The following is a 26,910-nucleotide window of genomic DNA, read 5'->3' as shown; positions in this document are numbered from 1 at the left end:
CCGACGTTTCCGTCGTTGCGAGCCGCCCATTATAGCCGGCTTTTCCGCTTCGTCAACACCTTTTTCAAGGTCGTTTCGCCGTAGCGATCCGTGGTTGACTCTGCTGCTTCAGCGGTCTGCCCGAAGGGCTTTCCGTTGAAGCGAGCCGCCTATTATGACGGACTTTTCCAGTCCGTCAACACCTTCGTTCGATTGGATCGTCCGGCGGTGCTGGCGTCCCTCTTTGTCGCTGGAGGCCCCTGTTGGCGACCCCTGCGACGGGGGAGGGAAAGTATGTCCCTTTCCGTAGGGTTTGGGAAGGGGTTCGAGCAATTATTTTCACATATCTGAAGGAAGTGGCCGGCCATGCCCGCCATCGCACGGCATGGCCAGTCACGGCGGGGCATCGCCCCGCCCGACCGGCCCTTGTTCAGCCCGCGACCAGGCGAACCCGGGCGAAGGTGCGCTTGCCCACCTGCAACAGGCCTTCAAAGCCTGGCTGCAGGACCTGCTGCGCGTCTTCCACCACCCCGCCATCCACCTTTACCGCGCGTTCCTTGAGCTTGCGGTTGGCCTCGGAGTTGCTGGGCGTCAGCCCGGCCGCGGTCAACAAGGCGACGATACGCAGGCCTTCGGCCGGCACCACCACGTCCTGCAACGGCAGTTGGGTGATGTCGCCCTGCCCGGTCACGGCAGCGTTCCAGCCGATGACCGCCTGCTCGGCGGCGGCCGCATCATGGAAGCGGGTGGCCAGCTCGCGCGCCAGCCGCAGCTTCACCTCGCGCGGGTTCAGCCCGCCCGTGGCGACCTGGTCACGCAGCGCGGCGGCCTCGGCCTGGCTGATGTCAAAGGACAGCAGCTCGATCCAGCGCCACATCAGGCTGTCGTCCACCTTCATGGTCTTGGTGACGATGTCGATGGCCGGTTCACTGACACCTATATAGTTGTCGAGCGACTTGGACATCTTGTTCACCCCGTCCAGGCCTTCCAGCAGCGGCATGGTCAACACCACCTGCGGCTTCTGCCCGTGGTGTTCCTGCAGGCCACGGCCCATCAGCAGGTTGAACTTCTGGTCGGTTCCACCCAGTTCGACATCGGCCTCCAAGGCGACCGAGTCATAGCCCTGCACCAGCGGGTAGAGGAATTCATGGATGGCGATGGACTGCTGGGCGGCATAGCGCTTGGCGAAGTCGTCGCGCTCCAGCATGCGTGCCACGGTGTGCTGGCCCGCCAGCCGGATCATGTCGGCCGCGCCCATCTTGCCGAACCACTCCGAATTGAAGCGGACTTCGGTCTTTTCGCGGTCCAGCACCTTGAACACCTGCTCTTCATAGGTGCGCGCATTGGCCAGCACGTCTTCGCGGCTGAGCGGCTTGCGGGTCAGGCTCTTGCCCGACGGGTCGCCGATCATCCCGGTGAAATCGCCGATCAGGAAGATGACCTGGTGGCCCAGGTCCTGGAACTGCCTCAATTTGTTCAGCAGCACGGTATGGCCCAGGTGCAGGTCCGGGGCGGTGGGGTCGAAGCCTGCCTTGACCCGCAGTGGCTTGCCGCTTTGCAGGCGCGCGCGCAGGTCCTCGATCTTCAGGATCTCGTCGGCTCCGCGGCCGATCAGGGCAAGGGCTTCTTCAATGGACGACACGTGACTACTCCCGGCAGAGGCCGTTTTTACGATGGGGGTGTTAATAGCAAGTTAACCGAATCGGCTTCACAAAAGCCAATAGGCACAAGGGTTTGACGCGCTTTTCATACCTGTCTATGGTAACCGGCGAACCAGCCCGCGCTCCCGGGCCAGCCAGGAAAAATCGTCTGATGCTCAATTCCGATCATGGCCATGCGCGTAAACAGCGCTTCAAGGAACGGCTCCACGTCCTTCACGACAACGCCCTGCACCGGAAACTGAGGCAACATCTCCCCGCCGCCTTCAATGAGCGCTGGACGCGCCGCCATTGGATGCACGCGACCCTGTTCGCGACCATCGGCGCGCTGGTGGCGACGATCGTGCCCGGTTTTTCCAGCACCATCGATTCGCCATTCCCGGATGCACATACCAGCCTTGCGCTGCCCCTGCCGCCGATCGCCACTTCGCGCCAGCAGCACACCCCCGGCGACAGCTGGCACGTGCTGCGCGTGGAGCGTGGCCAGACCCTGAGCGACCTGTTCAACGAGGCAGGTATCCCGGCGACCACCATGCACCGCGTGCTGGATTTCCCTGGCGCGCGCGACGCCCTGGTGAAGCTGCGGCCAGGCACGGAGATCGCCTTCGACATGCCGCTGTCGGGCGAGCTGCGTTCGATCCGCTTCAACCGGGACAACGAGAACCGGGTGGAGCTGGCATTGACCGGTGACACCATCAAGGAAACGGTCAGCAAGCGCGAGACCAGCACCCGCACCGTGGTGACCAGCGGCGAGATCACCAGTTCGTTGTATACCGCTGCACGCAAGGCAGGCCTGTCACCGTCGGCGATCGCCACGATGACCGACGAAATCTTCAAGTACGACATCGACTTTTCCAAGGAAGTACAGCCAGGCGACCGCTTCAGCGTGGTGATGGACGAAACCTGGCGCGAAGGCGAGCGGGTGGACACCAGCAACATCCTTGCGGCCACCTTCACTTCCGGCGGCAAGACCTATTCCGGCTTCCGCTTCGATCGCAACGGCAAGTCCGAGTACTTCGATGCTGACGGCCGGCCGTTGAAGAAAAGCTTCATCCGCATGCCGATCCAGTTCGCGCGGCTGAGTTCCAACTTCGGTGCGCGCAAGCACCCGGTACTGGGCAAGATGCGCATGCACAAGGGCGTGGATTATGCCGCCCGTACCGGCACGCCGATCATGGCCGCCGGCGACGCACGCGTACAGTTCGCCGGCGTGCAGCGCGGCTACGGCAACGTGGTGATCCTGGACCATGGCCGTGGGCACACGACGCTGTATGGGCATATGTCCCGCTTCGCCAAGATCAAGACAGGCCAGCGGATCAACCAGGGCACGGTGATCGGCTATGTCGGCTCGACCGGCCTGGCGACCGGCCCTCACCTGCATTACGAATTCCGCGTCAACGGCGTGCACCGCAATCCGCTCAGCGTGACCATGCCGCCGCCCGAGCCACTGAAGGGCGCCGAGCTGGCCGCGTTCCGGGCGCAGACGTCGCCGGCCCTGGCGCGCATCCAGGGCATGGAGAAGATGATCTACGCCGATGCCAGCCCGGCATCGAAGCCGCGCGAGGTGGCCAGCGCGGCACCCCGCAGCAACGGCAACAAGCGCGGCTGAGCAGCGCATTGACGGGTAACGACGGGGCGCCCAAGCTGGCGCCCTCGTCGTTTCTGGAGCCACGATGGCCGCTTCCCATGACCCCACTGCCCCGCTCTACCTCGGCCTGATGTCCGGCACCAGCGCCGATGGCATCGATGCGGCCCTGGTGCAGTTCCCCGCAGCGGGTGGCTGCCGCTTCGTCGACGGGCTGACCACGGCGTGGGAGCCGACATTGCGCAGGCAAGTGGTGGCGCTGGGCGAAGGCGGCGAGGTGGCCTCGCTGGACGAGCTGGGTGATGTCGACGCGCGCATCGGGCTGGCCTTCGCCGGGGCCGCCAACGCACTGCTGGCGCAGGCCGGGTTGCCTGCAGCGGCCGTCCGCGCGATCGGCTCGCACGGGCAGACAGTGCGCCATCGCCCCACTGCATCGCCTGCCTTCACCCTGCAGCTGGGTGATGCCAATCGCATCGCCGAAGGCACCGGCATCACCACCATCGCCGACTTCCGCCGCCGCGACGTCGCCGCAGGCGGCCAGGGTGCGCCGCTGATGCCGGCGTTCCACCTGGCCATGCTGGGTACCGCCGACGAAGACCGTGCGGTGCTCAACCTCGGGGGTATCGCCAACCTGAGCCTGATCCCACGCCAGGGCACGCTGCTGGGTTTCGATACCGGTCCGGCCAATGCGCTGCTGGATGGCTGGTGCCAGCGCCACACCGGAAGGCCCTTCGACGCCGACGGTGGCTTCGCGGCCAGCGGCAGGGTAATCGAAGGATTGCTTGCACGCTGGCTGGCCGACCCCTGGTTCGCACTGCCGCCGCCCAAGAGCACCGGGCGCGAACAGTTCCACCTGGCCTGGGCCGAAGCCTCCATCGGCGAGGGGCAGCATGCCGCCGCCGACGTGCAGGCGACGCTGCTGGAACTGAGCGCGGCGACCGTGGCCGATGCGCTGCTGCGCTACCAGCCGGCGACGCGCCGGGTGCTGGCCTGTGGCGGTGGGGTGCGCAACCGGGAGTTGATGCGCCGGCTGGCAGCACGCCTGCCGAATGCCGTGGTCGAATCCAGCGCCGGGCACGGACTGGACCCGGATTACATGGAGGCGATGGGATTTGCATGGCTGGCCCATCGCACCCTGACGGGGCTGCCGGGCAACCTGCCCAGCGTTACCGGCGCGCGCGGACCGCGCATCCTCGGCGCGATCCATCCGGCCTGATTTGGCCTGATTTGGCCTGGAAAGGACCGCGCCATGGTCGCCGGGCATGGCCCGGCCGTTGCGGCGCCAGCCGACGCGTTGCCGCCGCCTAGAAACCTTGCCCGGCCGGCAGCGCCTGCAGGGCGACGATGGCATCGGCCAGCGCATCCACTTCCCGGTCGGCAAAGCCACTGCGCACTTCCAGCTCGGTCGAAAACAGCCCCTGCTCCAGCACCGCCACGCAGGCCTGCGCCTGCGTCCAGCCACGGGCCACGGCCAGCCGATCGATCCGCTCCAGCATCATGGGATCCACTTCCCGCAACAACAGCTCCGCCATGCTCACTCCCCATTCCGCAGGGCGCCGCCCCCTCGGCGCTGAGGGCCGATCATCCCGCACGGCGCGCGTGCAGGCAATCAGGGGGCAGGTGCACCACGATCGGACAGCCGCGGCCACAGCCATGCCAGCAGCAACAGGGTAGGCACCACCGTCACCGCACTGAGCATGAAGAACGTGCTGTAGGACGTGGCCTCGACGATGTAACCGGACACGCCGCCGACGAACTTGCCCGGCAGGTTCGCCAGCGACACCAGCAACGCATACTGCGTAGCGGTGAAGTTGCGGTCGGTCAGCGAGGACATGAAGGCCACCAGCACCGTGCCGGCAAACCCCTGGAACAGGTTGTCCGCACTCAGCGCCGCGTAGAACGCCCACAACTGGCCCGGGTTGTGCGCCATCAACAGGAACGCCAGGTTGGACAGCGCCACGCCCAGCGCCGCCACCAGCAGCATGCGGCGGAAACCGAAGGCGGCCACCGCGATGCCCCCAAGGAACGCACCGCCAATCCCCATCCACACGCCGAACAGCTTGGAGACAGTGGCGATATCTGCCTTGTCGAAGCCTGAGTCCAGGTAGAAGGGACCGGCCATCACCCCGATCACCTGGTCGGGGAACTTGTACATGCCGACGAAGGCCAGCAACGCCAGCGCCAGCACGATGCCATTGCGGGTGAAGAAGCTGGTGATCGGCTTCAGGAACGCCTCGCCGACGTCGATGCGCCGCTGCACGGCGTTCGCCGGACGCGCTGGCTCACGGCACGACAGCGTGGCCACGATGGGCAGCAGCATCAAGGCAGCCATCGCCAGGTAGGCGATGATCCAGCCTTCGTACTGTGCCAGGTAGAGCGCTCCGGCGCCGGCCAGGATCAGGCCGATGCGATAACCCAGCGTGTAAGTGGCCGCCAGTGCGGCCTGGGAGGTTTCCGGCGCGATCTCGATCCGGTACGCATCCACCACCGAATCCTGGGTGGCGCCGGCAAAGGATGCGATCAGCACCCACGCCACCAGCGGCCAGACGCCCTGCTCCGGGCGGACGAATGCCAGTGCGATCAACCCGACCAGCACCACCACCTGCGAGGCCAGCAGCCACGAGCGGCGGCGCCCCATGAACGCCAGCAAGGGCAGCGCGTAACGGTCCAGCACCGGTGCCCAGACGAACTTCAGCAGGTAGAAGAAGCTGGCCAGGCTGATCAGGCCGATGCTGCCCAGGTCCAGGCCCACGTCGCGCAGGCGCGTGGACAGGGTCTGCGAGGCGATCAGCAGGAACGGCAGGCCGCTGCCGAACCCCAGCAGCGCCATGGTCAGGGCCGATGGCGTGCCGAAGGCGCGCTTGATGCCCGCCCAGCCCTTGTAGGAGGCTGGCGCTGCCGGATCACTCACGGAGCGAAGTCCACGCTGAACGGGGCGTGGTCGGAGAAGCGCTCGTCGCGGTAGATCGAGCAGCTGCGCAGGCGCTCACGCAGACCGGGGCTGACCAGTTGGTAATCGATGCGCCAACCGACGTTGTTGGCGCGCGCAGCGCCACGGTTGCTCCACCAGGTGTAATCCTCGCCGCTGGGGTGCAGCAGACGGTAGGCATCGGCCCAGCCGCGGCCGTTGGCCAGGTCGGTGGCCTGGCCATGGTCGGCACACAGGGCATTGAGCCAGTCGCGCTCCTCGGGCAGGCAGCCGGAATTCTTCTGGTTGGATTTCCAGTTCCTGATGTCCAGCGCCGAGCGGACGATGTTCCAGTCACCGCACAGGACGTAATCGCGGCCACTGTCCAGCCACTGGTCCAGGATCGGCCGCAGCCATTCCATCACTTCGAACTTGAAGCCCTGGCGCAGGTCGCCGGAACTCCCCGACGGAATATAGAAGGACACCACGCTCAGGTTGCCGAAGCGTGCTTCGATGTAGCGGCCTTCCTCATCGAAGGGCGCCCAGCCCAGCGAAGTGATCACCTGGTCGGGTTCACGCTTGCTGTAGATCGCCACGCCGCTGTAGCCCTTCTTGGTGCTGGCATCGCGGTAGAAGCAATGGTGGCCATCGGGTCGGAACATCGGGTCGGACAACTGCGCCTCCTGTGCCTTGGTTTCCTGCAGGCACAGGACGTCGGCGTCCTGGGCCCGGAACCAGTCGAGGAAGCCCTTGTTGGCGGCCGAACGGATGCCATTGGCATTGAAGCTGATGATGCGCATGCGGTTACGTCGGGTTGCGGCGGAAACCGGCCAAGCATACCTGTTGCCACGGCGGGGCAGATCCCTTCTGCCATCGGGGCCAGGCCCCACCTACCCCGGCAAAAGGGGCCTGGACGCGGGAAGTACAGTACGATTTGCGCTCCAAGATGAAGATAGATCGAGTTAGATGAGCGACCATCGCCACCGTTTCCTGCAGCTGGCCCTGAGCGCCGATGCGCTGCGCTTCGGCCAGTTCACCCTGAAATCCGGCCGTCTGAGCCCTTATTTCTTCAATGCCGGGCGATTCGATTCCGGCTCCCGCATGGCGCAGCTGGCGCTGTGCTATGCCGATGCCGTCGATGCCGCCGGCCTCAAGTACGACGTGGTGTTCGGCCCGGCGTACAAGGGCATTCCGCTGGCGACTGCGATGGCCTGCGAACTGGCCCAGCGCGGCCGCGACCTGCCCTTGTCGTTCAACCGCAAGGAAGTGAAGGACCACGGCGAAGGCGGCCAGCTGATCGGTGCCGACATGACCGGCAAGCGCGTGCTGATCGTTGATGACGTCATCACCGCGGGCACCGCGATCCGCGAGGCGATGACCATCATCCGCGCCGCCGGCGGCATCCCGGCCGGCATCGTAGTGGCGCTGGACCGCCAGGAGATCGCGTCGGAGTCCGATCCGCGTTCGGCCGCGCAGGCCGTGGCCGAGGAAGCCGGCATTCCGGTGATCGCCGTGGCCACGATGGCAGACCTGCTTGATTTCGCCTCGGGAAACCCGGAACTTGTCGGCTACAGGCAGCCGCTGGAGGACTATCGTTCCCGCTACGGTTGCCGACCCACGCGCTGAACGACCCAAGGGGGGGTGGTCGCCATGTCAAGGGTGGTTTCCAACATCGCCATCGTCCTGCTGCTGGCCGCGCCGTGCGTGGCCAGTGCACAACGCCAGGGCCAACCGCAGCCCAAGAAGCTCTATTGCTGGACGCAGGCTGGCGAGCGCATCTGTACCGATGCCCTGCCTGCCGATGCGGTGAACAACGCCCGCGAAGAGTTCAACGCCCGCAGCGGGCTGCGCAGCGGACAGGTCCAGCGCGCGCTGACCGATGACGAACGGGCCGAAGCCGAGGCAGCCGAAGCACAGCTGCGGCTGGATGAGATGGCGCTGGAGACACGGCAGCGCACCGAACAGGCGATGTTGTCCACCTACGGGAATGAAGCCGACCTGCGCCGGGTGTTCGCCGAGCGCGTGGCCATCCTGGAAAACAACATCAACACGGCCCGCTACAACGTGGCCAGCCTGCGCGATGCCCTGTTCACCGCACTGGCCGGCGCCGGCGACAACGAGCTGGCAGGCCGCGCGGTCAGCGAAAAGCAGGCCGGCACCATCCGCCAGCGCCATGCCCAGCTGCTGGTCCAGCAACGCATGCAGGCCAGCTTCGAACGCCAGCGCCAGGAGCTGGATACCGAGATCGATGCAACGGTGCAGCGGTTCCTCCTGCTGAAGGGAACCGCCCCCACCGCCTGAGCCCTGGGCCGAGGTGGGCCGGATGCCGTTGGCCGCCGGCCAAAGGGATCCGGCCCCATCCTGTCAGAAGCCCAGGTCCTGTTCGCCGAACAGGGGCTGCAACTGGTCGCGGAACTGGGTCTTGATGCGCTCCAGCGCCTCTTCGGTATCCGCTTCGAAACGCAGCACCAGCACCGGGGTGGTATTGGAGGCACGAACCAGCCCCCAGCCGTCGGCGAAGTCCACGCGCAGGCCATCGATGGTCGAAACGCGCCCGCCCGCGAACGGACCATCGGGTGCCTGCACGGCACCGACCACCAGCGACACCAGCGCATGCGGCGTGCCGTTGGCCACCGGCACCTTGATCTCCGGGGTCGCCACGCTCTGCGGCAGTTCCTCCAGTACTTCCTGCGGCGTCTCCTCGCGCAGCGCGAGGATTTCCAGCAGGCGCGCCGCGGCATACAGGCCGTCGTCGAAACCGAACCAGCGTTCGCGGAAGAAGAAGTGGCCGCTCATCTCGCCGGCCAGCTCCGCATCGGTTTCGGCCATCTTCGCCTTGATCAGCGAATGCCCGGTCTTCCACATCATGGGGCTGCCACCGTGCCGCAGCACGAAGTCGGCCAGCCTGCCGGTGCACTTCACATCGTAGATGACCATCGCACCCGGATTGCGCAACAGCACGTCGGCGGCAAACAGCATCAGCAGGCGGTCGGCGAAAATGATCGTACCGTCCGGCGTCACCACGCCCAGGCGGTCGCCATCGCCATCGAACGCCACGCCCAGGTCGGCACCGAAACGTTTGACCGTCTGCACCAGGTCCTGCAGGTTGTCCGGCACGCTCGGGTCGGGATGATGGTTGGGGAAGGTGCCATCCACGTCGCAGTACAGTGGAATGACGTCCGCGCCGATGGCTTCCAGCAACGGCTGCACCAGTGCACCGGCGACCCCGTTGCCGGCATCGGCGACCACCTTCAGCGGCCGCTCCAGCTGCACGTCGTCGGCGATGCGGCGCACATAGTCTTCATTGACGTCGCGCTGCTGGTAGCCACCCGGCGAGGTGGCAAGCGCCAGGCGGCCTTCGACGATACGCTGGTGGAGCGCGGTCACCGCATCGCCCGACAGCGTCTGCCCGGCGATGACGATCTTGAATCCGTTGTACTCGGGAGGATTGTGGCTGCCGGTCACCGCCACGCAGCTGCCGGCGCGCAGATGGTGGCTGGCGAAGTACACCACCGGCGTAGGCGCCAGGCCGATGTCGATGACATCGCAGCCCGCCCTGCGCAATCCTTCGGCCAGCCCTGCGGCCAGTTCGGGACCGGACAGCCGGCCATCGCGGCCGATCACCACCTCGCGCAGGCCCTGTGCCACGACTTCACTGCCGATGGCCTGGCCGATCAGTGCCGCGACTTTCGGCGTCAGCTCTTCGCCGACCACGCCGCGGATATCGTAGGCGCGGAAGATCCCAGCCGCCAACGTCGCCGCAGCAGCAGGCGGCGATGCTGCAGCACCGGAGGCATCGCCGGTTGCAGGGCCATCGGGCGCCTCGGCGGCGGACAGCGCCAGGCTCTCGCTGAGCGTCGGCCCCTGTTCTTCGGCCGGCATCCGCGCCCCGCGCACAGGCAGCAGCGGCAGGCGCGACCTGCCGACCAGCAGCAGCACGGCGATCAGGACCAGCAACAGGCACACGATGGAGGCCGCGAGCGGTCCCAGGCCAAGCGGGCCCGGCTCGATCGACGGCACGCCTGCGGCAAGCCGCAGGCTGCTGTTGCTGATTGGACGCGCGAGTACTTCGCCGCTGTCGGCCAGCGCGCGGTTGCCACGCTCAAGCACGTTGAAGCTTCCCTGGCGCAGGGCCAGGTAACCCGCATCCGGCGCCTGCACCGCAGCCAGCGGACCGGTCAGCTGCATCAACGGCTGGCGCACATAGGCGACCATCGGACCGTTGTCGGTCTGCATGCGCGCCGCCAGCCCAAGGCGCGCACCGTCGCCATCGCGGACCACGCGGGCGACCGGCACCTCCGCACGCAGCGCTGCCTCCAGCAACGCCAGGCGCGCATAACCGAATTTCTGCGGGTCCGCATAGGCCGCATCCAGCGACGCCGGCCACACCTGCGCGTCTTCCACCCCGGTCCAGCCCTCGCGCAGCGCAAGCGCGGCCGCCGAGGCGTCGCCCGCTTGCAATGACTGCTGCACGCGTGCCGATTGCAGGTGCTTGCCAAACTGCAGCAGCTGGCCATCCAGCGCCCGTTGCAACCCCTGCAGGGCAGTATCACGTGCCTGTTCCAGCTGCGTGCCGGTGTTGGCCTGCCGCCATTGCTGCACGGCGCTCCATCCGAAAACCACAGCCAGCAGCACGAGCATCGCCGCGAGCAGTGGCCCCGTGCGTCCGCTGACCGCCAAACCCTTCCCCTTGCTGCCGATCATCCTTCCCCCCGTGGTCAGCGCACTCCGGTATGGCCGAATCCACCCGAGCCGCGTGCGCTGTCACTGAAAGTATCCACTACCTGCAGCCCCACGCGCACGATCGGCAGCACCACCAGCTGCGCGATGCGGTCACCGGGTTCGATGGTGAAGGCCTCCCGTCCCCGGTTCCAGGTGCTGATGAGCAGGGGCCCCTGGTAATCAGCGTCGATCAGGCCGGTGCCGTTGCCGAGCACGATGCCGTGGCGATGGCCCAGCCCTGAACGCGGCAGGATCACCGCGCACAGGGTGGGGTCGGCCACATGGATGGCCAGCCCGCTCGGCACCAGCGCGGCGTCACCCGGCTGCAGGGTCAGCGGCGCTTCCAGGGCAGCGCGCAGGTCCATGCCGGCACTGGCCTCGGTGGCATAGGCCGGCAGCGGCCAGGTGTCACCGAAACGCGGATCCAGCAGCTTCACCTGCAAGGGCTGCAGCGGCGGGGAAATCGTGGAAGTTGCTGCATTCATGCCTTGAGCCTTTGCGCGATGAGCGCGAGCAGTTGTCCGGCCAGTTCGATCTTGGACGTTGCGGGGAATACCTGTTCGCCATCCTGCCAGTAAGCGGTGGCGGCGTTGTCATCGCTTTCGAAGCCGCCGGTGCCCTGGCCGACCTGGTTGGCGATGACCAGGTCCAGGCGCTTGTCCACCAGCTTGCCGCGCGCGTACTTCTCCACGTCATGCGTTTCGGCAGCGAAACCGACCACCAGCTTCAGCGCCTGGGTCTGCGTGGCGACCTCGGCCAGGATGTCCGGCGTGCGCACCAGTTCGACCACCAGCGACTGGCTGTCGGCATTCTTCTTCAACTTCTGCGGCGCGACCTGGCGGGGGGTGTAATCGGAAACGGCGGCCGCGCCAATGTAGATGTCCGCCGGCAACGCACCCAGTACGGCCTGGCGCATCTGCGCAGCCGAACGCACGTCGATGCGCTCTACCCCGGCCGGCGTGGCCAGGTGGACCGGCCCACTGACCAGCACCACGCTGGCGCCCAGGCGCGCCGCTGCCGCTGCCAGCGCATAGCCCATCTTGCCGCTGCTGCGGTTGCCCACGTAGCGCACCGGGTCGATGTCCTCATAGGTCGGGCCAGCACTGATCAGCACCCGCAGGCCGGCCAGCTCGGGGGCCGGGGACGGAGACGTGCTGCTACCTGCTTCGCCCCGTTCCACGGCCACCAGCGCAGCGACGATGTCGCCCGGTTCGGCCAGGCGGCCAGGACCGGATTCACCTTCGGCCAGCGGACCGTCCACGGGACCGACCACCTGCGCGCCGCGGTCGCGCAACAGCGCGATATTGGCCTGCGTGGCCGGGTGCAGCCACATGCGGTGGTTCATCGCCGGGCAGACGGTGAGCGGTGCCGTGCTGGCAAGGCACAGCGTGCTGACCAGGTCGTCGGCATGGCCCTGCGCCAGGCGCGCCAGCAGATCGGCGGTGCCCGGCGCAACCACGATCCGGTCGGCCCAGCGCGCCAGTTCGATATGCCCCATGGCCTGTTCGGCGGCGCTGTCCCACAACGTGGTGCGGGTGGGCTGCCCGGACAGGGCCTGGAAGCTGAGCGGGGTGACGAACTGCTGCGCGCCAGCGGTCATCGCGACCTGTACCAGCGCACCGGCATCGCGCAGGCGGCGAACCAGCTCCAATGCCTTGTACGCCGCGATCCCGCCGCCGACACACAACAGCAGCCTGCGCCCTTCCAGCGGGCGCTGCGGCGCCGGGGAAGCCTTGGGTGAGTCAGCCACCGGGAAATCCTATGCATACAAAGGCATTAGCTTACCCGAAGGGCCGGTTGACGCCGTATTGGAGTCCATATGACCGCCGGATATAAGTACATGTGTGCAAGCATCAAACGAAGGCAATTGACGCCCGCGCCATGCCCCGAGCGTGGCCGATACCTCACCCGCGTCGACGCAGGACCGCACCCGTGTTCATCCGTACCATCATCGCCGACGACCATCCGATCATCCTGCACGGCGCACGTGTCCTGTTGCGCAATGCCCGGATCGACGTCGTCGGGGAGGCGCCCGGAGGCGAATCGTTGCTGACCCTGCTGGCCCGGCAATCCTGCGACGTGGTCCTGACCGACCTCACCATGCCCGGCGAAGGACTCGATGGACTGGAACTGCTGGACCGCATCCAGTCCGTCCATCCGGGGCTGCCGCTGGTGGTGCTGACCGGAACGGCCAGCCCCAGCGTGCTGGCCACGTTGATGCAGCGGGGCGTCCGTGGCGCGCTGGACAAGGCCGCCGACTTCGACGAGCTGGCCCAGGCCGTACGCACCGCCGCATCGGGCCAGAACTACGTTTCGCAGAATCTGCGTTCGCACCTGGAAGCCCGCGACCTGTCCCACCGCGCGCGTCCGGCCACGTTGTCGCAAGGCGAGCGCGAGGTGCTGGAGGGTCTGCGCAATGGCTTGAGCATCAATACGATCGCGCAGCAGCGGGGGCGCAGCCCGAAGACGGTCAGCCGGCAGAAATCCGACGCGATGCGCAAGCTCGGGCTCACCCGCAACCACGAACTGCATGCTTTCCTGCAGACATGCCCCATAAGCGGAAGCAGCAACGACTGAGCCGTGACCAGGTCCATGCCCCATGGGCCGCAGCGGCCAGGCGGACGACACTGTGGGCATGGCAATCCATGACTGGCCCGCCCAGGAACGTCCCCGCGAACGATTGTTGGCCCATGGCCCCCGCGCGCTGTCCGATGCAGAACTGCTGGCCTTGTTCCTGGGGTCGGGGACGCGCGGACGCGATGCGGTACAGACCGCGCGTGACCTGCTGGGCACCCATGGTCCGTTGCGTCGGCTGCTGGACCTGCCTGCAGCGCAGTTGGCGCGCCTGCCGGGATTGGGGCCGGCACGCAGCTGCGCGCTGATGGCGGGTATGGAACTTGCCCAACGCCACCTGGCTGCACGCCTTCAGCAAGGTGAATGCGTCGGCCAGTCCGTCGCCGTGGCGGCTCGTTATCTGCAGCACCGCCTGCGAGGGAGGCCCAACGAGGTCTTCGTGGCGCTGTTCCTGGACAACCAGCACCGGCTGCTGGCCTGTGAAGAACTCTTCCACGGCACGGTCAATGCTGCCTCCATCCATCCACGGGAAGTGGTCCGGCGTGCGCTGGCGCTCAACGCAGTGGCGGTGATCGTCAGCCATAACCATCCATCCGGGAACGCGGAGCCCTCGCGTTCCGATCGCGAGGCGACCAACGCGCTGCAACGCGCCCTGGCGCTGGTGGATGTGCGCCTGCTCGACCATCTGGTCGTCGGGGAAGGCCCTCCGGTGTCGTTCGCCGAACGCGGCTGGTTGCCGGAGCCCGGGGCCGCCAGCTGAGCGCCAACCCCCTGCGCGGCATCCACAGGCCGCTGAGCGCGGGCAGATCGGCTAAAATGGTGGATTCCGCCGCTCACTTCACAGCAGGCCTCGTGAAAAATCTCCTCCGCGCCCTGATCAGCCAAGGCATCGAAGCCCTGCGTGCCAATGGCACCCTGCCGGCCGACACCCTGCCCCCGGAATTCGTGGTTGAACGCCCGAAGACCCGTGAACACGGTGACTTCGCCACCAATGCCGCGATGCTGCTGGCCAAGGCCGCGCGCAGCAATCCCCGCGCCGTCGCCCAGGCCCTGGTCGAGGCCCTGCCGAAAAGCGCAGACGTCAGCAAGGTCGAGATTGCCGGACCGGGCTTCATCAATTTCCACCTTGCCGCCAGCGCGTTCCAGCGCGAAGCCAGCACGGTGATCAAGGAAGGCCACGACTACGGCCGCAACCTGTCCGGCAACGGCCGCACGGTGGGCGTGGAGTATGTCTCGGCCAATCCGACCGGACCGCTCCACGTTGGCCATGGCCGTGCCGCCGCCATCGGCGACTGCATCGCGCGGGTGCTCGATGCCAATGGCTGGAATGCCAAGCGCGAGTTCTACTACAACGACGCCGGCGTGCAGATCGAGAACCTGGCGCTGTCCACCCACGCCCGGCTCAAGGGCATCAAGCCCGACGAAGCCGGCTGGCCTGAAGGTGGCTACCGTGGGGATTACATCCAGGACGTGGCCGATGCCTACATGGGCGGCGCCGCCGTGGACCTGGAGGGCACCACGGTGGTCGGGGCCAAGGATCCGGACGACATGGCGGCGATCCGCCGTTTCGCGGTGGCCTGGCTGCGCAACGAGCAGAACCTGGACCTGGCCGCGTTCGGCGTCGATTTCGACATCTATTTCCTGGAAAGCTCGCTGTACAACGATGGCAAGGTGGCCGAAGCGGTCGCCCGTCTGCAGGAATCTGGCCATACCTACGAAGAGGGCGGCGCGCTGTGGCTGCGCTCGACCGATTTCGGTGACGACAAGGACCGCGTGATGCGCAAGTCCGACGGCACCTTCACCTATTTCGTACCGGACGTGGCCTACCACCTGTCCAAGTGGCAGCGTGGCTACGAGCGCGCCATCACCGAGCTGGGGGCCGACCACCATGGCTCGCTTGCACGCGTGCGTGCCGGCCTGCAGGCGATGGGCGTGGGCATTCCGCAGGGCTGGCCGGAATATGTGCTGCACCAGATGGTGACGGTGATGCGCGGCGGCGAGGAAGTGAAGCTGTCCAAGCGTGCCGGCAGCTACTTCACCCTTCGTGACCTGATCGACGAAGCTGGCCGCGATGCCACGCGCTGGTTCCTGATCGCGCGCAAGCCGGATTCGCAGCTGACCTTCGACATCGACCTGGCCCGCCAGCAGAGCAATGACAACCCTGTGTTCTACGTGCAGTACGCGCACGCACGGGTGTGCAGCCTGCTGCGCCAGGCGCAGGAAAAGGCGCTGGTGTACTCGCAGGCAGAGGGGCTTTCGACCCTGCGCACGCTCGACGATGCCAGCTCGCTGAACCTGATGAATGAGATTTCGCGTTATCCGGAAGTGGTGGACGCCGCCGGCCTGGCCCTGGAGCCGCACCTGGTCGCGCAGTACCTGCGTGAATTGGCACACGCATTCCACACGTGGTATCACGGGACGCCTGTACTGGTGGAAGACGCTGGCGACCGCAACGCCAAGCTCACCCTGGCCTGCGCTGCACGCCAGGTGTTGGCCAATGGCCTGGAACTCCTGGGCGTGACCGCCCCGGAAAAAATGTAAGCACGGGAGAAGCAGTAGACATGGCAGCACGACGCGGCAAGAGTCAGGCACGGCGCAACAGCAGCCAGGGAACGCCCGGATGGGTGTGGCTGGTCGCGGGTGTGGCGATCGCGGCCGTTGTGTTCCTGGCCGCCCCCAACCTGCTCAAGGGCGATGCCGAAGGCTTCCTGCGTTCGGGACCACGGCCGGACCCGAACGCGCAGCCGGCACAGGTAACCGACGTCGACGGCGACGTGGGTGCCCAGTTGGAGACGCCAGCCGCCAAGCCGGCAGAGCCGGCCAAGCCCGCCGCCACGCAGTACGATTTCTACACGCTGCTGCCGGGCAAGGAAGTGGAAATGTCCGATGCCGAGCTGGCCGCCAGCACGCGTGCAGAGGACCAGCGGCGCGCGCGCGCGGAAGCCCAACGCGCGCAGGCGGCGCTGGAAGGCCGGCCGGTGGTGGCAGCGCCGGCACCCGCTTCGACCGCCGCCGCCACGTCCGTGGCCGTGGCCAGCACGGCTTCGACCGGCACGACCACGCTGCCGCCGCCGTTGAGCGAGCGCGCGCCGACCAGCACGATGGCGACCACGCCACCGGCCACCACGGCAGCCACGCCGCCGGCCGCCAGCGACGCCACGCCCGCAGCCAGCAACGTGCGCTACATCCTGCAGGCAGGCGCGTTTGGTGCATCGGGCGATGCCGAAGCGACCAAGGCCAAGCTGGCCATGATCGGCCTGGCTGCGCGGGTGGAATCAGCGCAGATCAACGGCAAGACCGTGTACCGCGTGCGCATGGGACCTTACGGCACCGCCGGCGAATTGTCCGAAGCCAAGCAGAAGCTCGACGGTACCGGCCTGCAGGCGATGGCCATCAAGGCACAGTAACCGTGCGAACGCAGCGCCGAGCGATGCCCGGCGCTGCGGCGGCTTTCCAACAGGCCTGTTGCAACGGGCCACTGCAGCGCCCGCTGGCAGGCGCCGCCGCGTGCGTCCTCAGCCTTCGCGTGCGACCTGGAAGCCAGCGAACGACTGGCTGACCGGCATGATTTCCAGGCGATTGATGTTGAGGTGCGGCGGCAGGCTGGCCACCCAGAAGATCTGCTCGGCGATGTCTTCGGAGGTCATCGGGTTGGCGCCTGTGTACAACTTGTCCGATGCATCCTGGTCGCCGTGCGTGCGGACCACGGTGAACTCGGTTTCCGCCATGCCCGGCTCGATGGTGGTCACCCGCACGCCACTGCCATGCAGGTCAGAACGCAGGCCGAGCGAGAACTGGCTGACGAATGCCTTGGTGCCGCCGTAGGCATTGCCGCCCGGGTAGGGATAGACGCCTGCCACCGAGGATATGTTGATGATCGCGCCCTTGCGCTGCACCAGCTGCGGCAGCAGGCGATGGGTGAGCGTGACCAGTGCGGTGACGTTGGTATCGATCATCGTGCGCCAGTCTTCCAGCGTGGCGTGCTGTGCCGGCGCCGTGCCCTGCGCCAGGCCTGCGTTGTTCACCAGCAGGTCGATCTGCGCGAACGCCGGCGGCAGGTTGGCCAGCGCCTGTTCCATCGCCACGGCATCGCGCACGTCGAACACGGCCGCATGCACCGTATCGGCGCCATAGGTGTCCACCAACGGCTGCAGGCGCTCGCCGCGACGGCCGGTGGCGATCACTTTCCAGCCTGCCTTGGCGAAGCGATGGACGGCAGCGGCACCGAAGCCGGAGGTGGCGCCGGTGATCAGGGCAGTACGGGTCATCAGACAACTCCAGAGATATCCAGGCCCACATTCTGGCACTGTCGGCCGGGACCTGCGTTGCCGGACGTGGCGCGGCCGATCAACGCACGCGGAACACGCGCGCCTTCGGCAGGTCCGGGTCGACCTGCAAGAACCAGCGTCCGGCGATGCCAGGGACCACTTCGACCTGGGGGTCCTGCACAGGGCGGCGCAGTGTCATCTGGCCCTTCAGCACCTGCCATTGCTGGCCATTGTCGAGGGTGAACAGCGTGCCGGGCTCCCAACCGCCGATGGTGCCGGTCGCCCGTGCCTTTACCGGGCCCTCATCCAGCCCGATATGCATCGGCGCCGGCCCCAGCGCTGCGCCGGTGGACGGTGCGGCGCCGGCGGACGGCACCGTTGCCTCGGCCTGTTCCAGCAGGCGATTGAGCGCACCCAGCTGGCCCGCGCTGAGGCCCACCTCGGCCAGGCCAGTGGGATCCAGGCGCTGTTCCAGCGGCACATAAGGCCGTTGTGCCCATGCCGGTGCTGCCCATGATGCAACCAGCATCGCCAACGGAATCCAGGCACGCATTGGAACTATCCTGCTTCAAGGGGTCGAGGGCAGCACTATGCTGCAGTTCGATGACGACCGGATGACAGTGGCGGGGGCGGTACAATGCGCATCCCGGCGCGCCGTGCCGGCGGTGTGGAAGACGATGATCAACAACGATGTCCTGCGCAGCCTGCGCTATGCCCTCGACCTGAGCGACAACCACGTGGTGGTGTTGTGCGAACTGGCCGATCCCGCTTTTCCGGTGACTGCCGAGCAGGCCCACGCCTGGTTGAAGCAGGACAATGAGCCGGGATTCGACCCCTGCAGCGATGCCGCGCTGGCCCATGTGCTGGATGGCCTGATCGTGCACCTGCGCGGTCGCGATGAAAGCCTGCCGCAGCGCGCGATCGAAACGCGTATCGACAACAACCTGATCCTGAAGAAACTGCGCGTGGCATTCCAGCTGCGCGACGTGGACCTGCAGGAGATCTTCCAGGCAGCCGGCTTCGCGGTCACCAAGCCAGAATTGAGCGCCGTGTTCCGGCAGCGCGACCACAAGAACTTCCGCAAGGCCGGCGACCAGTTGCTGCGCTATTTCCTGAAGGGACTGGTACAGCGCGTACGCGGCGGCTGATTGACGGGCATGGCCCGTCACTATCCGGGCCGTGCCGCCCGGCGCGGTATCATGCGTGCCTGTTCAACGGAGTACGTGCGTGGACGCGATCCTGACCCCGGTGTCGATCGGCGAGCTGATCGACAAGATCACCATCCTGGAAATCAAGGCCGAGCGGATCGGCGATGCGGCGAAGCTGGCCAATGTGCGTACCGAACTGGACGGCCTGTTGCCGCTGTTCGAAGGGCAGCGCAGCAGCCAGCCTGCGCTGGAGGCGCTGAAACAGCGTTTGAAGGCCATCAATGAACGCATGTGGGACATCCAGGACCAGCTGCGCGACAAAGAGGCTGCGGAAGTCTTCGACGACGCGTTCGTACAGCTGGCGCGAGGCGTGTACCAGACCAACGGCGAGCGCGTGCAGGTCAAGAACGAGATCAACCAGGTCGCCGGATCGGCGCTGGTGGAAGAAAAACAGTACCAGGGCGAGTAGCCCCGCGGCCACTGCACCGAAACGAAACAGGCCCGGCAGTCGCCGGGCCTGTTTCGTTCATGCGGGATGCCTGCGCTGGGCAGGCGCGCACGGCATTACCAGCTGAAGCGCGGGCCGACCGACCATTCCTTGTCGCCGTCTCCGTTCATCTTGATGTCGCCGTTGATGCCCCAGTTCTGGTTCAACTTGACCTGGGCGCCGAGGCGGCCATAGAACTCGCCGTCCGGATTCACGCCGTGCTTCTTGCTGTAGTCCTCGTAACCGGCCATGGCATACACCTCGGCATGCTGGCCGAACGCGGTGCGGATGCCGGCTTCGGCGCTGTAGCCATTGAAATCCAGGCCGTCATCCTTCGGGTCGTACTTGTTGTAGGCGGCACGGGCCACGAAGTCGGTCGACGGGGCGATCTCGACGTTGTAGCCGACGCCCAGGCGCCACTGGTCGACGTCTGCGCGGGTCGCGTCCACTTCCTGCCTGCTGTACTCACCGAACACATGCATGTTCGGCAGCACGCTGTAGGAACCCTTGACGCCCCAACCATCGGACTTGCCACCGGCGGCATCGGTCTTTACGTAGTCGCCTTCGGCATAGTTGTAGGACAGGTTCTCGGCAGCCGATGCAGCGAACGGCAGTGCGGCGGCCAGGGCCAGGGCAATCAGCGAAGTCTTCATGGGTACAACCTCTTGTCTTTCTGGTTTTGGTGCAGCGGCGCCGGAACGCCATCGCATCGGGTATGTAAAGTTTCCGTTTTTCGGCCTAACCCATCCTGAAAGCAGGAAAGAGATTTTGGGCTGCTATTCAGCTGTTTTCAGGCATACGCGCGCGCATTTCATGTTTCTGCGCAGCCACCGCGTTCACGCCGCCCCCCACTCATGGCGGGTACACCGGCCGAGCACGTCAGATTGCATCGCGGCCAGGCGCGCCGTCGTTGTCGATTCCGGCGCCACTGGTTCGTCGTACCCATGAAGGCGCTGCATCCGCAGCCCATCCGGAGGACCCACATGAGCTACATCGACGGTTTCGTGTTGGCAGTACCCACCGCCAACAAGCAGAAGTTCATCGACCACGCGCGCACCGGCGATTCGGTGTGCATGGAGCTGGGCGCGATCCGCGTGGTGGAATGCTGGGGCGATGACGTCCCAAGCGGAAAGCTCACCGACTTCCAGCGCGCGGTAAAGGCCGAAGAGGGGGAGACGGTGGTGTTTTCGTGGATCGAATGGCCGGACAAGGCCACGCGTGATGCCGCCATGAAGAAGATGATGGACGACCCGCGCATGGATCCGGCCAATAATCCGATGCCCTTCGATGGCAAGCGGATGATCTATGCCGGTTTCGTGCCGGTGGTCGAACTGGGCGCATAGACCGGGGACGCCATCACGGCGTTCGCGTGTCGGATTCATCGGTGCCGTGCGTACCCAACATCACGCCGGCACCCATCCCACCCATCGCCCCCATGCCCGCGCCGCCGCCAGCCCCACCGCCCTTTCCGCCCCCAGCGCGGTCGGCGCCTTCAGCGCGGCCCTTGCCACCACCGGCGGACGCGGGTCGCGTCGGCCCTTGGTTGGGAATGGACAGGCCGGCAGGGATCGGAGCCAGGTCCAAGGCTTCACGGATGAAATCGCGCAACGACAGCACCAGCGCATGGGTATGCACCGGTCGTCCCTCGACCAGGTCGGTGGCGGCATGCGCGGCCAGCCGGACCTGCTCGTCGGTACCCAGCAGCAGGATGTCCGACAGCGCCGCCTCGACTGCGTCGCGGATGCGCCGTGCACGGTCCGAGCCGGATTCAAGGACGCCTTGGCCATGCGTGCGATCGCGCAACTGGCGCAGGTGGGTAGGGTCGACGCCAAGCTCGCCGGTGAATGAGCCGCCCAGCGTCTTGTAGGCCGCCATCAAGGTGCGCAGGCGTTCGTTGATCTGGCGGTTTTCGCGCTCGCGGCGTTGTTGCAGGGTCTGCATCACCAGCAGGCGGATACCCACGCCGAGCAATGTGATGATGGCCAGGCCAGCCAAGGTGGAGAGCACTGCCTGCCAGGAACTGAAATCAAGACCGCGCATCGGGGATCACCTCGCAGAAGAGGCCCCCATGATGCCCTGAACCTTGTGTGCGGCAGCATCACCCTGTCCCTGCCGCCAGCGATGGCGGCAGGGACAACGGGGAACTTACTTCGCGCGCTTGGCCACGGCCTTGCGGCCAGCCGCCTTCTTGGCGGGGGCTTTTTTCACTGCGACAGCCTTCCTGGCGGCAACAGTCTTCTTGCCCACGGCCTTCCTGGCGGCGACGGCCTTCTTGCCGACAACCTTCTTGGCAGCGACGGTCTTCTTGCCGACGGCCTTCTTGGCGGCGACAGTCTTCTTGCCCACGGCCTTCTTGGCGGCGACAGTCTTCTTGTCGACGGCCTTCTTGGTGGCGACGGTCTTCTTGCCGACGGCCTTCTTGGCGGCGACAGTCTTCTTGCCCACGGCCTTCTTGGCAGCGACGGTCTTCTTGCCGACAACCTTCTTGGCGGCGACAGTCTTCTTGCCGACGGCCTTCTTGGCGGCGACGGGCTTCTTGCCGACAGCCTTCTTGGCGGCGACGGTCTTCTTGCCGACAACCTTCTTGGCGGCGACGGTCTTCTTGCCGACAGCCTTCTTGGCGGCGACGGCCTTCTTGCCGGCCGTCTTCTTCACGGCAGCCACCTTCTTGGTGGTCGTCTTCTTCACTGCGGCAGCCTTCTTGGTCACGGCCTTGCCAGCGTCGGCCTTCTTCTTGGCAACAGCCTTCTTCAGTGCAGTGGCCTCGGCCTTGGCGTTCTTCTTGGCCGCTTCCAGCTTCTGCCGGGCCTTGGAGATCGACTTGCCCACCGACTTGGCGGCTGCGTCGGCCTGCTTCGCCACGGCCTTCTCGACCTTGGCAACGGTGGTCTTCGCCTTGGCGACGCGCGTGGTCGCTGCCTTGCGCACGCGCTTGGCAGTGGTCTTGACGACGGCCACTGCGTCTTCGGCGGTGTGGGCGATGGTCTCGCCTACGTTGGTCGCGGCTTCCTTTACGTTCTCGACGGTCTCGCTCAGCGTCGTCGTCACACCATTACCGTTGCTCATGTTGCCCTCCTGGGGGGCTGGGATGTCAAAACGGAGGCGATGCTATACCGGCGAAGTGCATCGTGGAACGGGCAGTGCGGCGCATGCAAGCAAGCCTGCACTGGCAGTGACATGGCGCAGGCATCGAAAGCATCCGCGGCACTGGAGGAAAAGTGCTTCTTTTAAACGGTTTCGTGCATGCCACCAGGTTGCCCGACCTTCACCGCACGACGGTTGCACGGCATCGCCGCCGCAGCATGCCGATGCGTCATCGACGTCGGTGTTTGCGCGGAACTGCGCAGAAATGCCAGCGCCCTGCCGCCCTCTTTCATGGCGGGTTTATCCCTTGCAGGGGACACTCCGGGCGCTTGCCCCCGCACACGGGTGGGTGCGCGTCGGCCAGGTCGATCGACCGGACACGCCGCCGCTTGTAGTCAGGCCGGCACGACCCTACCGTATGCACCGACGGCCCCACACCAGCCTGGACCTTTATTCCCATGCGACCCATTCCGACCCTGCTCACGCTCGCGCTGGCCGCCGCTTTCGGCGGCTTTGTCGCCAGCGGCCTCAATGCGCACCTGGACAACCGCGCGGAGGCGGCGCCCGCCCCGGTCAGCATTCCGGCCGCCAGCGCATTGCCGGCATCGGTCGCCGGCCAGCCCGTGCCATCACTGGCGCCGATGCTGGAGAAGGTCACTCCCGCCGTCGTCAGCGTCAACACCAAGCAGGTGGTGCGGGTCCGCAATCCCTTTTTCGACGACCCGTTCTTCCGTCGCTTGTTCCCGGACGTACCGCAGGAACGCATCAACGAGTCGCTTGGCTCCGGCGTGATCATCGATGCCGCCGAAGGCCTGGTACTGACCAACCACCACGTCATCGACAATGCCGACGATGTCCAGGTAACGCTGGCCGACGGGCGCACGATGAAGGCGGAGTTCCTCGGTTCGGATGCCGACACCGACATCGCGCTGATCCGCATCCCGGCGCAGGACCTCACCGGCATCACCCTGGGCAACAGCGACCAGTTGCGCGTCGGCGACTTCGTGGTAGCCATCGGCAATCCATTTGGCTTCACCCAGACGGTGACCTCGGGCATCGTGTCCGCCGTCGGCCGCAGCGGCATCCGCGGGCTGGGTTACCAGAACTTCATCCAGACCGACGCGTCGATCAACCCCGGCAACTCCGGTGGCGCGCTGGTGAACCTGCAGGGGCAGCTGGTCGGCATCAACACGGCCAGCTTCAATCCGCAGGGCAGCATGGCCGGCAACATCGGACTGGGCCTGGCGATTCCGTCCAACCTGGCACGCAACGTCGTCGACCAGTTGGTCAAGCATGGCGTAGTGGTGCGCGGCACGCTGGGTATCGAAAGCCAGAACCTGACCCAACAACTGGCACAGGGACTGGGGTTGTCCGAATCGCGCGGTGCGCTGGTCAGCCGCGTGCTGGCGGGCTCCGGTGCCGCCGCTGCCGGCGTCCGCGCCGGAGACGTGGTGCTGAACGCCAATGGCCAGCGGGTGGACAGTGCGCAGGCGCTGCACAACATCGAAGGGCTGGCGGCGGTGGGCAGCACGATGAACCTCGAACTGCGGCGCGACGGCAAGCCGCTGCAGGTGAAGGTCACCTTGAAGGAGCAGGCCCGCGCCGTGGCCGGCGACACGCTGGATCCGCGCCTGGGGGGTGCCACCTTCGTCGACCTGCCCGAGTCGCTGCGCCAATCCGGCATCACCGGGGTGCTGGTGAACGAGGTGGCCCGCGGAAGCCGCGCCGCCGCTTCCGGCCTCGCCAAGGGCGACATCATCACCGAGGCCAGCGCAGGCGAGTTCGCCGACCTGGCCAGCTGGAAGGCCAATTTCCAGCAGCGCCCGCAGCAATTGGTGCTACGTATCGTGCGCGGCAATGCCCGGGGCCAGTTGGTGATGCGCTGACGGCATGGCGTACCGTAACGTCCCCTATACCCGGCCGATGGTATCCATGTCGTCCGTGGCCATCGCGCGCCGATGGCGGCTGCCATTCCCACTGAACAGGAGATTCCGATGAGCCCCACCAATACCGAGAACCTGAAGGACCATCTGGGCGAAGCATCCGCCCACCTGAAGACGGCTGCCAACGCCGCCGGTGGTGCCATCAAGGGGGCTGCAGGTGCCGCCGGCGATGAGCTGCGCATCGGCAAGGCCAACGTCAAGGCTGAACTGTCAGACACCGCGCTTTCCGGCCTGGCCGCTGCCGAATTCGGTGGCGCTGCCGCCAAGGAACAGGTCGATGCGCTGATGGACAAGGGCAAGGACCTGGTCGACAGCGCGGCCGAGCTCATCCGCGAGCGTCCGCTGGCCTCGTTCGGCGTGGCCTTCGCGGCCGGCTGGCTGATCGCCAAGCTGGCCCGCAGCGGCGGCGACAAGTAAGCCGCGGCGTGAGCGAAAGCGACGATACCGCGCGCGAGCCCGATCCAGCGGCGACCCCGCCGCTGGAGGAGAGCATCCGCCAGGTCACCCAGGCCAGCCGTGCGACGGCAGACGCCGCGAAGCATTCGCTGCGGTCGTTGCGTCGGCTGGCGTCAGCGGATTTCGCACTGGCGCGCAGTGCCTTTGGCCGGGCGTTGGCATGGTCCGGCGTGGCCATCGTGTTCGGTGCGTCGGCGTGGCTGTTGATGGCCGCGACCCTGATCGCGCTGTTGCAGAGTTGGGGCATGTCCTGGCTGCATGCACTGCTGATCACCTCGTTGCTGAGCCTGGCGGTGACCTGCCTGGCGGCGTGGCGCGTTTCCTACTTCTTCCACCACACCGGCATGCACTCCACCCGCCGGCAGCTTTCCAGGCTGGGGCTGTTCGACGAACCCAGCGACGAAGATCCCGACGCAGGCGTGCAGTTGCCGGAGGGCAAGCCATGAAGTTCAGCAGGCTGCGCGACCGCGTGAAGCGTTGCGAACAAGTAGTGGCCGTGCGCCTGACCGATACCCAGGACAACTGGGGGGTGTTGAGCCAGGTATGGCGCAGCGGCTGGTCGCCACTGCGGATCATCCTGGTGGGGGTGGCCAGCGGCTTCGTGGTCGGCAAGCTGGAAATTCCCGGCAAGGTCAACGGCGCACGCTGGCTGCAGATGGTCGGCTCGGTCTCCAACCTGTTCGCCAGTGCACAGGCGGCGTTTGCATCGGCCATGGCGGCGCACGCAGCCGACAGCGCCGACGATGCCGCCGCCCAGGCCGACACGGCGGCGGACAAAGCCGACGCAGCGGCCGCTGCGAATCCGCCGACCGGGGCCACGCGCGCAGCGGCCAGCGCAGCGGAACACCCTGCGCCGCGCCCGGCCGAAGCGGCCACCGAATTGTCCGAACGTTGACACGGGCACCCCGCCGCGTTGATCGCGGCGGGAGGATAATCGTCCTTCTTTCCCTGCCGGTGCGCCGATGAGCGAGTCCCAGCCCTCCGTCCCGGCACCCCTGGCTTCGGCCCTGCCCACTCCACCTCCACCTGCACGTCCGCGCGCGCCGGTGTCGCTGCTGGTACTGGCCACGCTGGCGGTCGCTTTTACCTTGTGGGCGGCGCAGACGGTGGTGCTGCCGATCCTGCTGGCGGCGTTCTTCGCCCTGGTAGGCAACCCCATATTGCGCCTGCTGCAGCGGGTATGGATTCCACGCGCACTGGCGGCGTTGATGGTCATCACGGTGGGACTGGGGGCAACCACCGCGCTGGCGGCGCAGTTGGTGGTGCCGACCATGGAATGGGCGCAGGAGGCGCCACAGCAGTTGCGCAAGATCGGACGACAGCTGCAGAACCTGACCAAGCCAATGCAGCAGGCCAACCAGGCAGCGGAGAATTTCGCGCGCGTGGCAGCCGGCGAAGGCAGCCGCCGGGTACAGGTGGTGCGCACCCAGCTCGACGATCCCTACAAGGTCATTACCCAGGCCCCCCGCCTGCTGGCCGCGGTACTGGCGGTGGTGCTGCTGACGCTGTTCTTCATGATCTATGGGCAGAACCTGCAGCGGCATGCGATCGCGTTGTTTCCCAGCCGCCACCAGCAGCGCTTCACCAGCGACATCCTGCGTTCGATCGAACGCGAGGTATCCCGCTACGTGCTGACCATCACCTTGATCAACACCGTGGTCGGCCTGCTGTTCTCGGGCGTGCTGGTGCTGCTGGGCCTGGAGCTCCAGGACGCACTGTTGTGGGGAACGGTGGCCGCCCTGCTCAACTTCGCCCCCTACGTAGGCCCCCTGATCGGCGTGGCGATGATGCTGCTGGTGGGCTTCGTGGAGTTCAGGGAGCCACTGCAGGCGGTGCTGCCGGCAGCCTGTTACCTGGCGCTGCACACGCTGGAGGGGCAACTGGTCACCCCGATCGTACTCGGCAGGCGAATGAAGCTCTCGCCGCTGGTGCTGATCCTGGCGCTGATGATCTTCGGCTGGCTCTGGGGATTCATCGGCCTGCTGCTGGCGGTGCCGCTGCTGGTGTGCATCAAGCTGGTGCTGGCCCGCCTGGAAGGCATGCAGGGCTGGGCCCGCCTGCTGGAATGAAAGCCATTCACGACGGGCGTAGAATGGCG

28 protein-coding genes are annotated in these 26,910 nt (G+C 66.5%); 16 read left to right on the top strand and 12 right to left on the bottom strand.

What is annotated here, in order from left to right:
- Positions 1–409 precede the first annotated feature (409 nt).
- Positions 410–1,621 carry a tyrosine--tRNA ligase gene (gene tyrS / locus H4O11_RS17205; protein ID WP_182341324.1) on the bottom strand — a complete coding sequence of 404 codons (1,212 nt, stop codon included), beginning with the start codon at positions 1,619–1,621 and terminating at the stop codon, positions 410–412.
- 170 nt (positions 1,622–1,791) lie between these two features.
- On the opposite strand from tyrS, the gene H4O11_RS17200 reads away from it, so the two are divergent.
- Both H4O11_RS17200 and H4O11_RS17195 read left to right on the top strand, forming a co-directional pair.
- A complete protein-coding gene (locus tag H4O11_RS17200; protein ID WP_182341321.1) occupies positions 1,792–3,246 on the top strand; it encodes a M23 family metallopeptidase in 1,455 nt (484 codons plus the stop codon).
- Between the two features lie 64 nt (positions 3,247–3,310).
- On the top strand, positions 3,311–4,438 hold the full coding sequence (locus tag H4O11_RS17195) for an anhydro-N-acetylmuramic acid kinase (RefSeq protein WP_182341318.1): 1,128 nt from the start codon (positions 3,311–3,313) through the stop codon (positions 4,436–4,438).
- A gap of 88 nt (positions 4,439–4,526) precedes the next feature.
- Here the strand turns inward: H4O11_RS17195 and H4O11_RS17190 are convergent, their stop codons facing one another.
- The 3 genes from H4O11_RS17190 to H4O11_RS17180 all read right to left on the bottom strand — a co-directional run bounded on the left by H4O11_RS17190 (position 4,527) and on the right by H4O11_RS17180 (position 6,930).
- The gene (locus H4O11_RS17190) at positions 4,527–4,754 is read right to left on the bottom strand and encodes a hypothetical protein (RefSeq protein WP_182341314.1); all 228 of its coding nucleotides are present in this window, start codon (positions 4,752–4,754) and stop codon (positions 4,527–4,529) included.
- A 77-nt stretch (positions 4,755–4,831) separates the two neighbouring features.
- Positions 4,832–6,133, bottom strand: coding sequence for an AmpG family muropeptide MFS transporter (locus tag H4O11_RS17185; RefSeq protein ID WP_182341311.1), 1,302 nt, complete (start codon positions 6,131–6,133; stop codon positions 4,832–4,834).
- Positions 6,130–6,930 carry an exodeoxyribonuclease III gene (locus H4O11_RS17180; protein WP_182341308.1) on the bottom strand — a complete coding sequence of 267 codons (801 nt, stop codon included), beginning with the start codon at positions 6,928–6,930 and terminating at the stop codon, positions 6,130–6,132. The genes H4O11_RS17185 and H4O11_RS17180 overlap by 4 nt, the downstream gene beginning before the upstream one ends.
- 166 nt (positions 6,931–7,096) lie before the next feature.
- On the opposite strand from H4O11_RS17180, the gene pyrE reads away from it, so the two are divergent.
- Together pyrE and H4O11_RS17170 are read left to right on the top strand one after the other, a co-directional pair.
- Positions 7,097–7,756 (top strand): orotate phosphoribosyltransferase, encoded by a 660-nt coding sequence (gene pyrE / locus H4O11_RS17175; RefSeq protein WP_182341305.1) that lies wholly within the window; start codon positions 7,097–7,099, stop codon positions 7,754–7,756.
- A 24-nt stretch (positions 7,757–7,780) separates the two neighbouring features.
- Positions 7,781–8,431: a hypothetical protein gene (locus H4O11_RS17170; RefSeq protein WP_182341302.1), complete on the top strand. Its 651-nt coding sequence runs from the start codon at positions 7,781–7,783 to the stop codon at positions 8,429–8,431.
- A gap of 63 nt (positions 8,432–8,494) precedes the next feature.
- On the opposite strand, the gene H4O11_RS17165 is transcribed toward H4O11_RS17170, so the two are convergent.
- The 3 genes from H4O11_RS17165 to coaBC are packed head-to-tail and all read right to left on the bottom strand — an operon-like array spanning position 8,495 to position 12,602.
- Positions 8,495–10,834, bottom strand: a complete 2,340-nt coding sequence (locus H4O11_RS17165; RefSeq protein ID WP_182341299.1) for a phosphomannomutase/phosphoglucomutase — start codon at positions 10,832–10,834, stop codon at positions 8,495–8,497.
- A 14-nt stretch (positions 10,835–10,848) separates the two neighbouring features.
- Positions 10,849–11,316, bottom strand: coding sequence for a dUTP diphosphatase (gene dut / locus H4O11_RS17160; protein WP_182341358.1), 468 nt, complete (start codon positions 11,314–11,316; stop codon positions 10,849–10,851).
- A 17-nt stretch (positions 11,317–11,333) separates the two neighbouring features.
- Entirely contained in the window at positions 11,334–12,602 is a 1,269-nt protein-coding gene (gene coaBC, locus H4O11_RS17155) for a bifunctional phosphopantothenoylcysteine decarboxylase/phosphopantothenate--cysteine ligase CoaBC (RefSeq protein WP_182341296.1), read from the bottom strand.
- A 182-nt stretch (positions 12,603–12,784) separates the two neighbouring features.
- On the opposite strand from coaBC, the gene H4O11_RS17150 reads away from it, so the two are divergent.
- The 4 genes from H4O11_RS17150 (at position 12,785) to H4O11_RS17135 (ending at position 16,833) form a co-directional block, all read left to right on the top strand.
- Entirely contained in the window at positions 12,785–13,429 is a 645-nt protein-coding gene (locus H4O11_RS17150) for a response regulator (protein WP_182341293.1), read from the top strand.
- A 58-nt stretch (positions 13,430–13,487) separates the two neighbouring features.
- Positions 13,488–14,186 carry a RadC family protein gene (gene radC, locus H4O11_RS17145; protein ID WP_182341291.1) on the top strand — a complete coding sequence of 233 codons (699 nt, stop codon included), beginning with the start codon at positions 13,488–13,490 and terminating at the stop codon, positions 14,184–14,186.
- Between the two features lie 92 nt (positions 14,187–14,278).
- Entirely contained in the window at positions 14,279–15,967 is a 1,689-nt protein-coding gene (argS, locus tag H4O11_RS17140) for an arginine--tRNA ligase (protein WP_182341288.1), read from the top strand.
- A gap of 20 nt (positions 15,968–15,987) precedes the next feature.
- A complete protein-coding gene (locus H4O11_RS17135; RefSeq protein ID WP_182341285.1) occupies positions 15,988–16,833 on the top strand; it encodes an SPOR domain-containing protein in 846 nt (281 codons plus the stop codon).
- 108 nt (positions 16,834–16,941) lie between these two features.
- Here the strand turns inward: H4O11_RS17135 and H4O11_RS17130 are convergent, their stop codons facing one another.
- Both H4O11_RS17130 and H4O11_RS17125 read right to left on the bottom strand, forming a co-directional pair.
- Positions 16,942–17,694 (bottom strand): SDR family NAD(P)-dependent oxidoreductase, encoded by a 753-nt coding sequence (locus tag H4O11_RS17130; protein ID WP_182341282.1) that lies wholly within the window; start codon positions 17,692–17,694, stop codon positions 16,942–16,944.
- Between the two features lie 79 nt (positions 17,695–17,773).
- Positions 17,774–18,247 (bottom strand): hypothetical protein, encoded by a 474-nt coding sequence (locus H4O11_RS17125; RefSeq protein WP_182341279.1) that lies wholly within the window; start codon positions 18,245–18,247, stop codon positions 17,774–17,776.
- 124 nt (positions 18,248–18,371) lie between these two features.
- Here H4O11_RS17125 and H4O11_RS17120 point away from each other — a divergent pair, with 124 nt between their 5' ends.
- Both H4O11_RS17120 and H4O11_RS17115 read left to right on the top strand, forming a co-directional pair.
- On the top strand, positions 18,372–18,842 hold the full coding sequence (locus H4O11_RS17120) for a YehS family protein (protein WP_182341276.1): 471 nt from the start codon (positions 18,372–18,374) through the stop codon (positions 18,840–18,842).
- Positions 18,843–18,921: 79 nt separating this feature from the next.
- Positions 18,922–19,311, top strand: coding sequence for a DUF6165 family protein (locus H4O11_RS17115; RefSeq protein ID WP_182341273.1), 390 nt, complete (start codon positions 18,922–18,924; stop codon positions 19,309–19,311).
- A 95-nt stretch (positions 19,312–19,406) separates the two neighbouring features.
- On the opposite strand, the gene H4O11_RS17110 is transcribed toward H4O11_RS17115, so the two are convergent.
- Positions 19,407–19,982, bottom strand: a complete 576-nt coding sequence (locus H4O11_RS17110) for an OmpO family porin (protein ID WP_182341270.1) — start codon at positions 19,980–19,982, stop codon at positions 19,407–19,409.
- Between the two features lie 330 nt (positions 19,983–20,312).
- Here H4O11_RS17110 and H4O11_RS17105 point away from each other — a divergent pair, with 330 nt between their 5' ends.
- Positions 20,313–20,672 (top strand): DUF1428 domain-containing protein, encoded by a 360-nt coding sequence (locus H4O11_RS17105; protein WP_182341266.1) that lies wholly within the window; start codon positions 20,313–20,315, stop codon positions 20,670–20,672.
- A gap of 13 nt (positions 20,673–20,685) precedes the next feature.
- On the opposite strand, the gene H4O11_RS17100 is transcribed toward H4O11_RS17105, so the two are convergent.
- Together H4O11_RS17100 and H4O11_RS17095 are read right to left on the bottom strand one after the other, a co-directional pair.
- The gene (locus H4O11_RS17100) at positions 20,686–21,369 is read right to left on the bottom strand and encodes a hypothetical protein (protein ID WP_182341263.1); all 684 of its coding nucleotides are present in this window, start codon (positions 21,367–21,369) and stop codon (positions 20,686–20,688) included.
- Positions 21,370–21,474: 105 nt separating this feature from the next.
- Positions 21,475–22,395 (bottom strand): histone, encoded by a 921-nt coding sequence (locus tag H4O11_RS17095; protein ID WP_182341260.1) that lies wholly within the window; start codon positions 22,393–22,395, stop codon positions 21,475–21,477.
- 476 nt (positions 22,396–22,871) lie between these two features.
- Between H4O11_RS17095 and H4O11_RS17090 the strand changes: the two genes are divergently transcribed.
- From H4O11_RS17090 to H4O11_RS17070, 5 genes are all read left to right on the top strand, one after another.
- Positions 22,872–24,299: a Do family serine endopeptidase gene (locus H4O11_RS17090; protein ID WP_182341257.1), complete on the top strand. Its 1,428-nt coding sequence runs from the start codon at positions 22,872–22,874 to the stop codon at positions 24,297–24,299.
- Between the two features lie 108 nt (positions 24,300–24,407).
- Positions 24,408–24,773 (top strand): hypothetical protein, encoded by a 366-nt coding sequence (locus H4O11_RS17085; protein WP_182341254.1) that lies wholly within the window; start codon positions 24,408–24,410, stop codon positions 24,771–24,773.
- A gap of 8 nt (positions 24,774–24,781) precedes the next feature.
- Complete coding sequence (locus tag H4O11_RS17080) at positions 24,782–25,258, top strand: phage holin family protein (RefSeq protein ID WP_182341250.1); 477 nt, start codon at positions 24,782–24,784, stop codon at positions 25,256–25,258.
- Entirely contained in the window at positions 25,255–25,707 is a 453-nt protein-coding gene (locus tag H4O11_RS17075) for a protein sip-5 (protein ID WP_182341248.1), read from the top strand. The genes H4O11_RS17080 and H4O11_RS17075 overlap by 4 nt, the downstream gene beginning before the upstream one ends.
- A 67-nt stretch (positions 25,708–25,774) precedes the next feature.
- Positions 25,775–26,881: an AI-2E family transporter gene (locus tag H4O11_RS17070; RefSeq protein ID WP_182341245.1), complete on the top strand. Its 1,107-nt coding sequence runs from the start codon at positions 25,775–25,777 to the stop codon at positions 26,879–26,881.
- Positions 26,882–26,910 lie beyond the last annotated feature (29 nt).

Source organism: Stenotrophomonas tumulicola (genome assembly GCF_014117215.1).
In the GTDB taxonomy this organism is placed as follows: Bacteria; Pseudomonadota; Gammaproteobacteria; order Xanthomonadales; family Xanthomonadaceae; genus Stenotrophomonas; species Stenotrophomonas tumulicola.
This window is presented reverse-complemented; position numbering and strand designations above follow the sequence as displayed.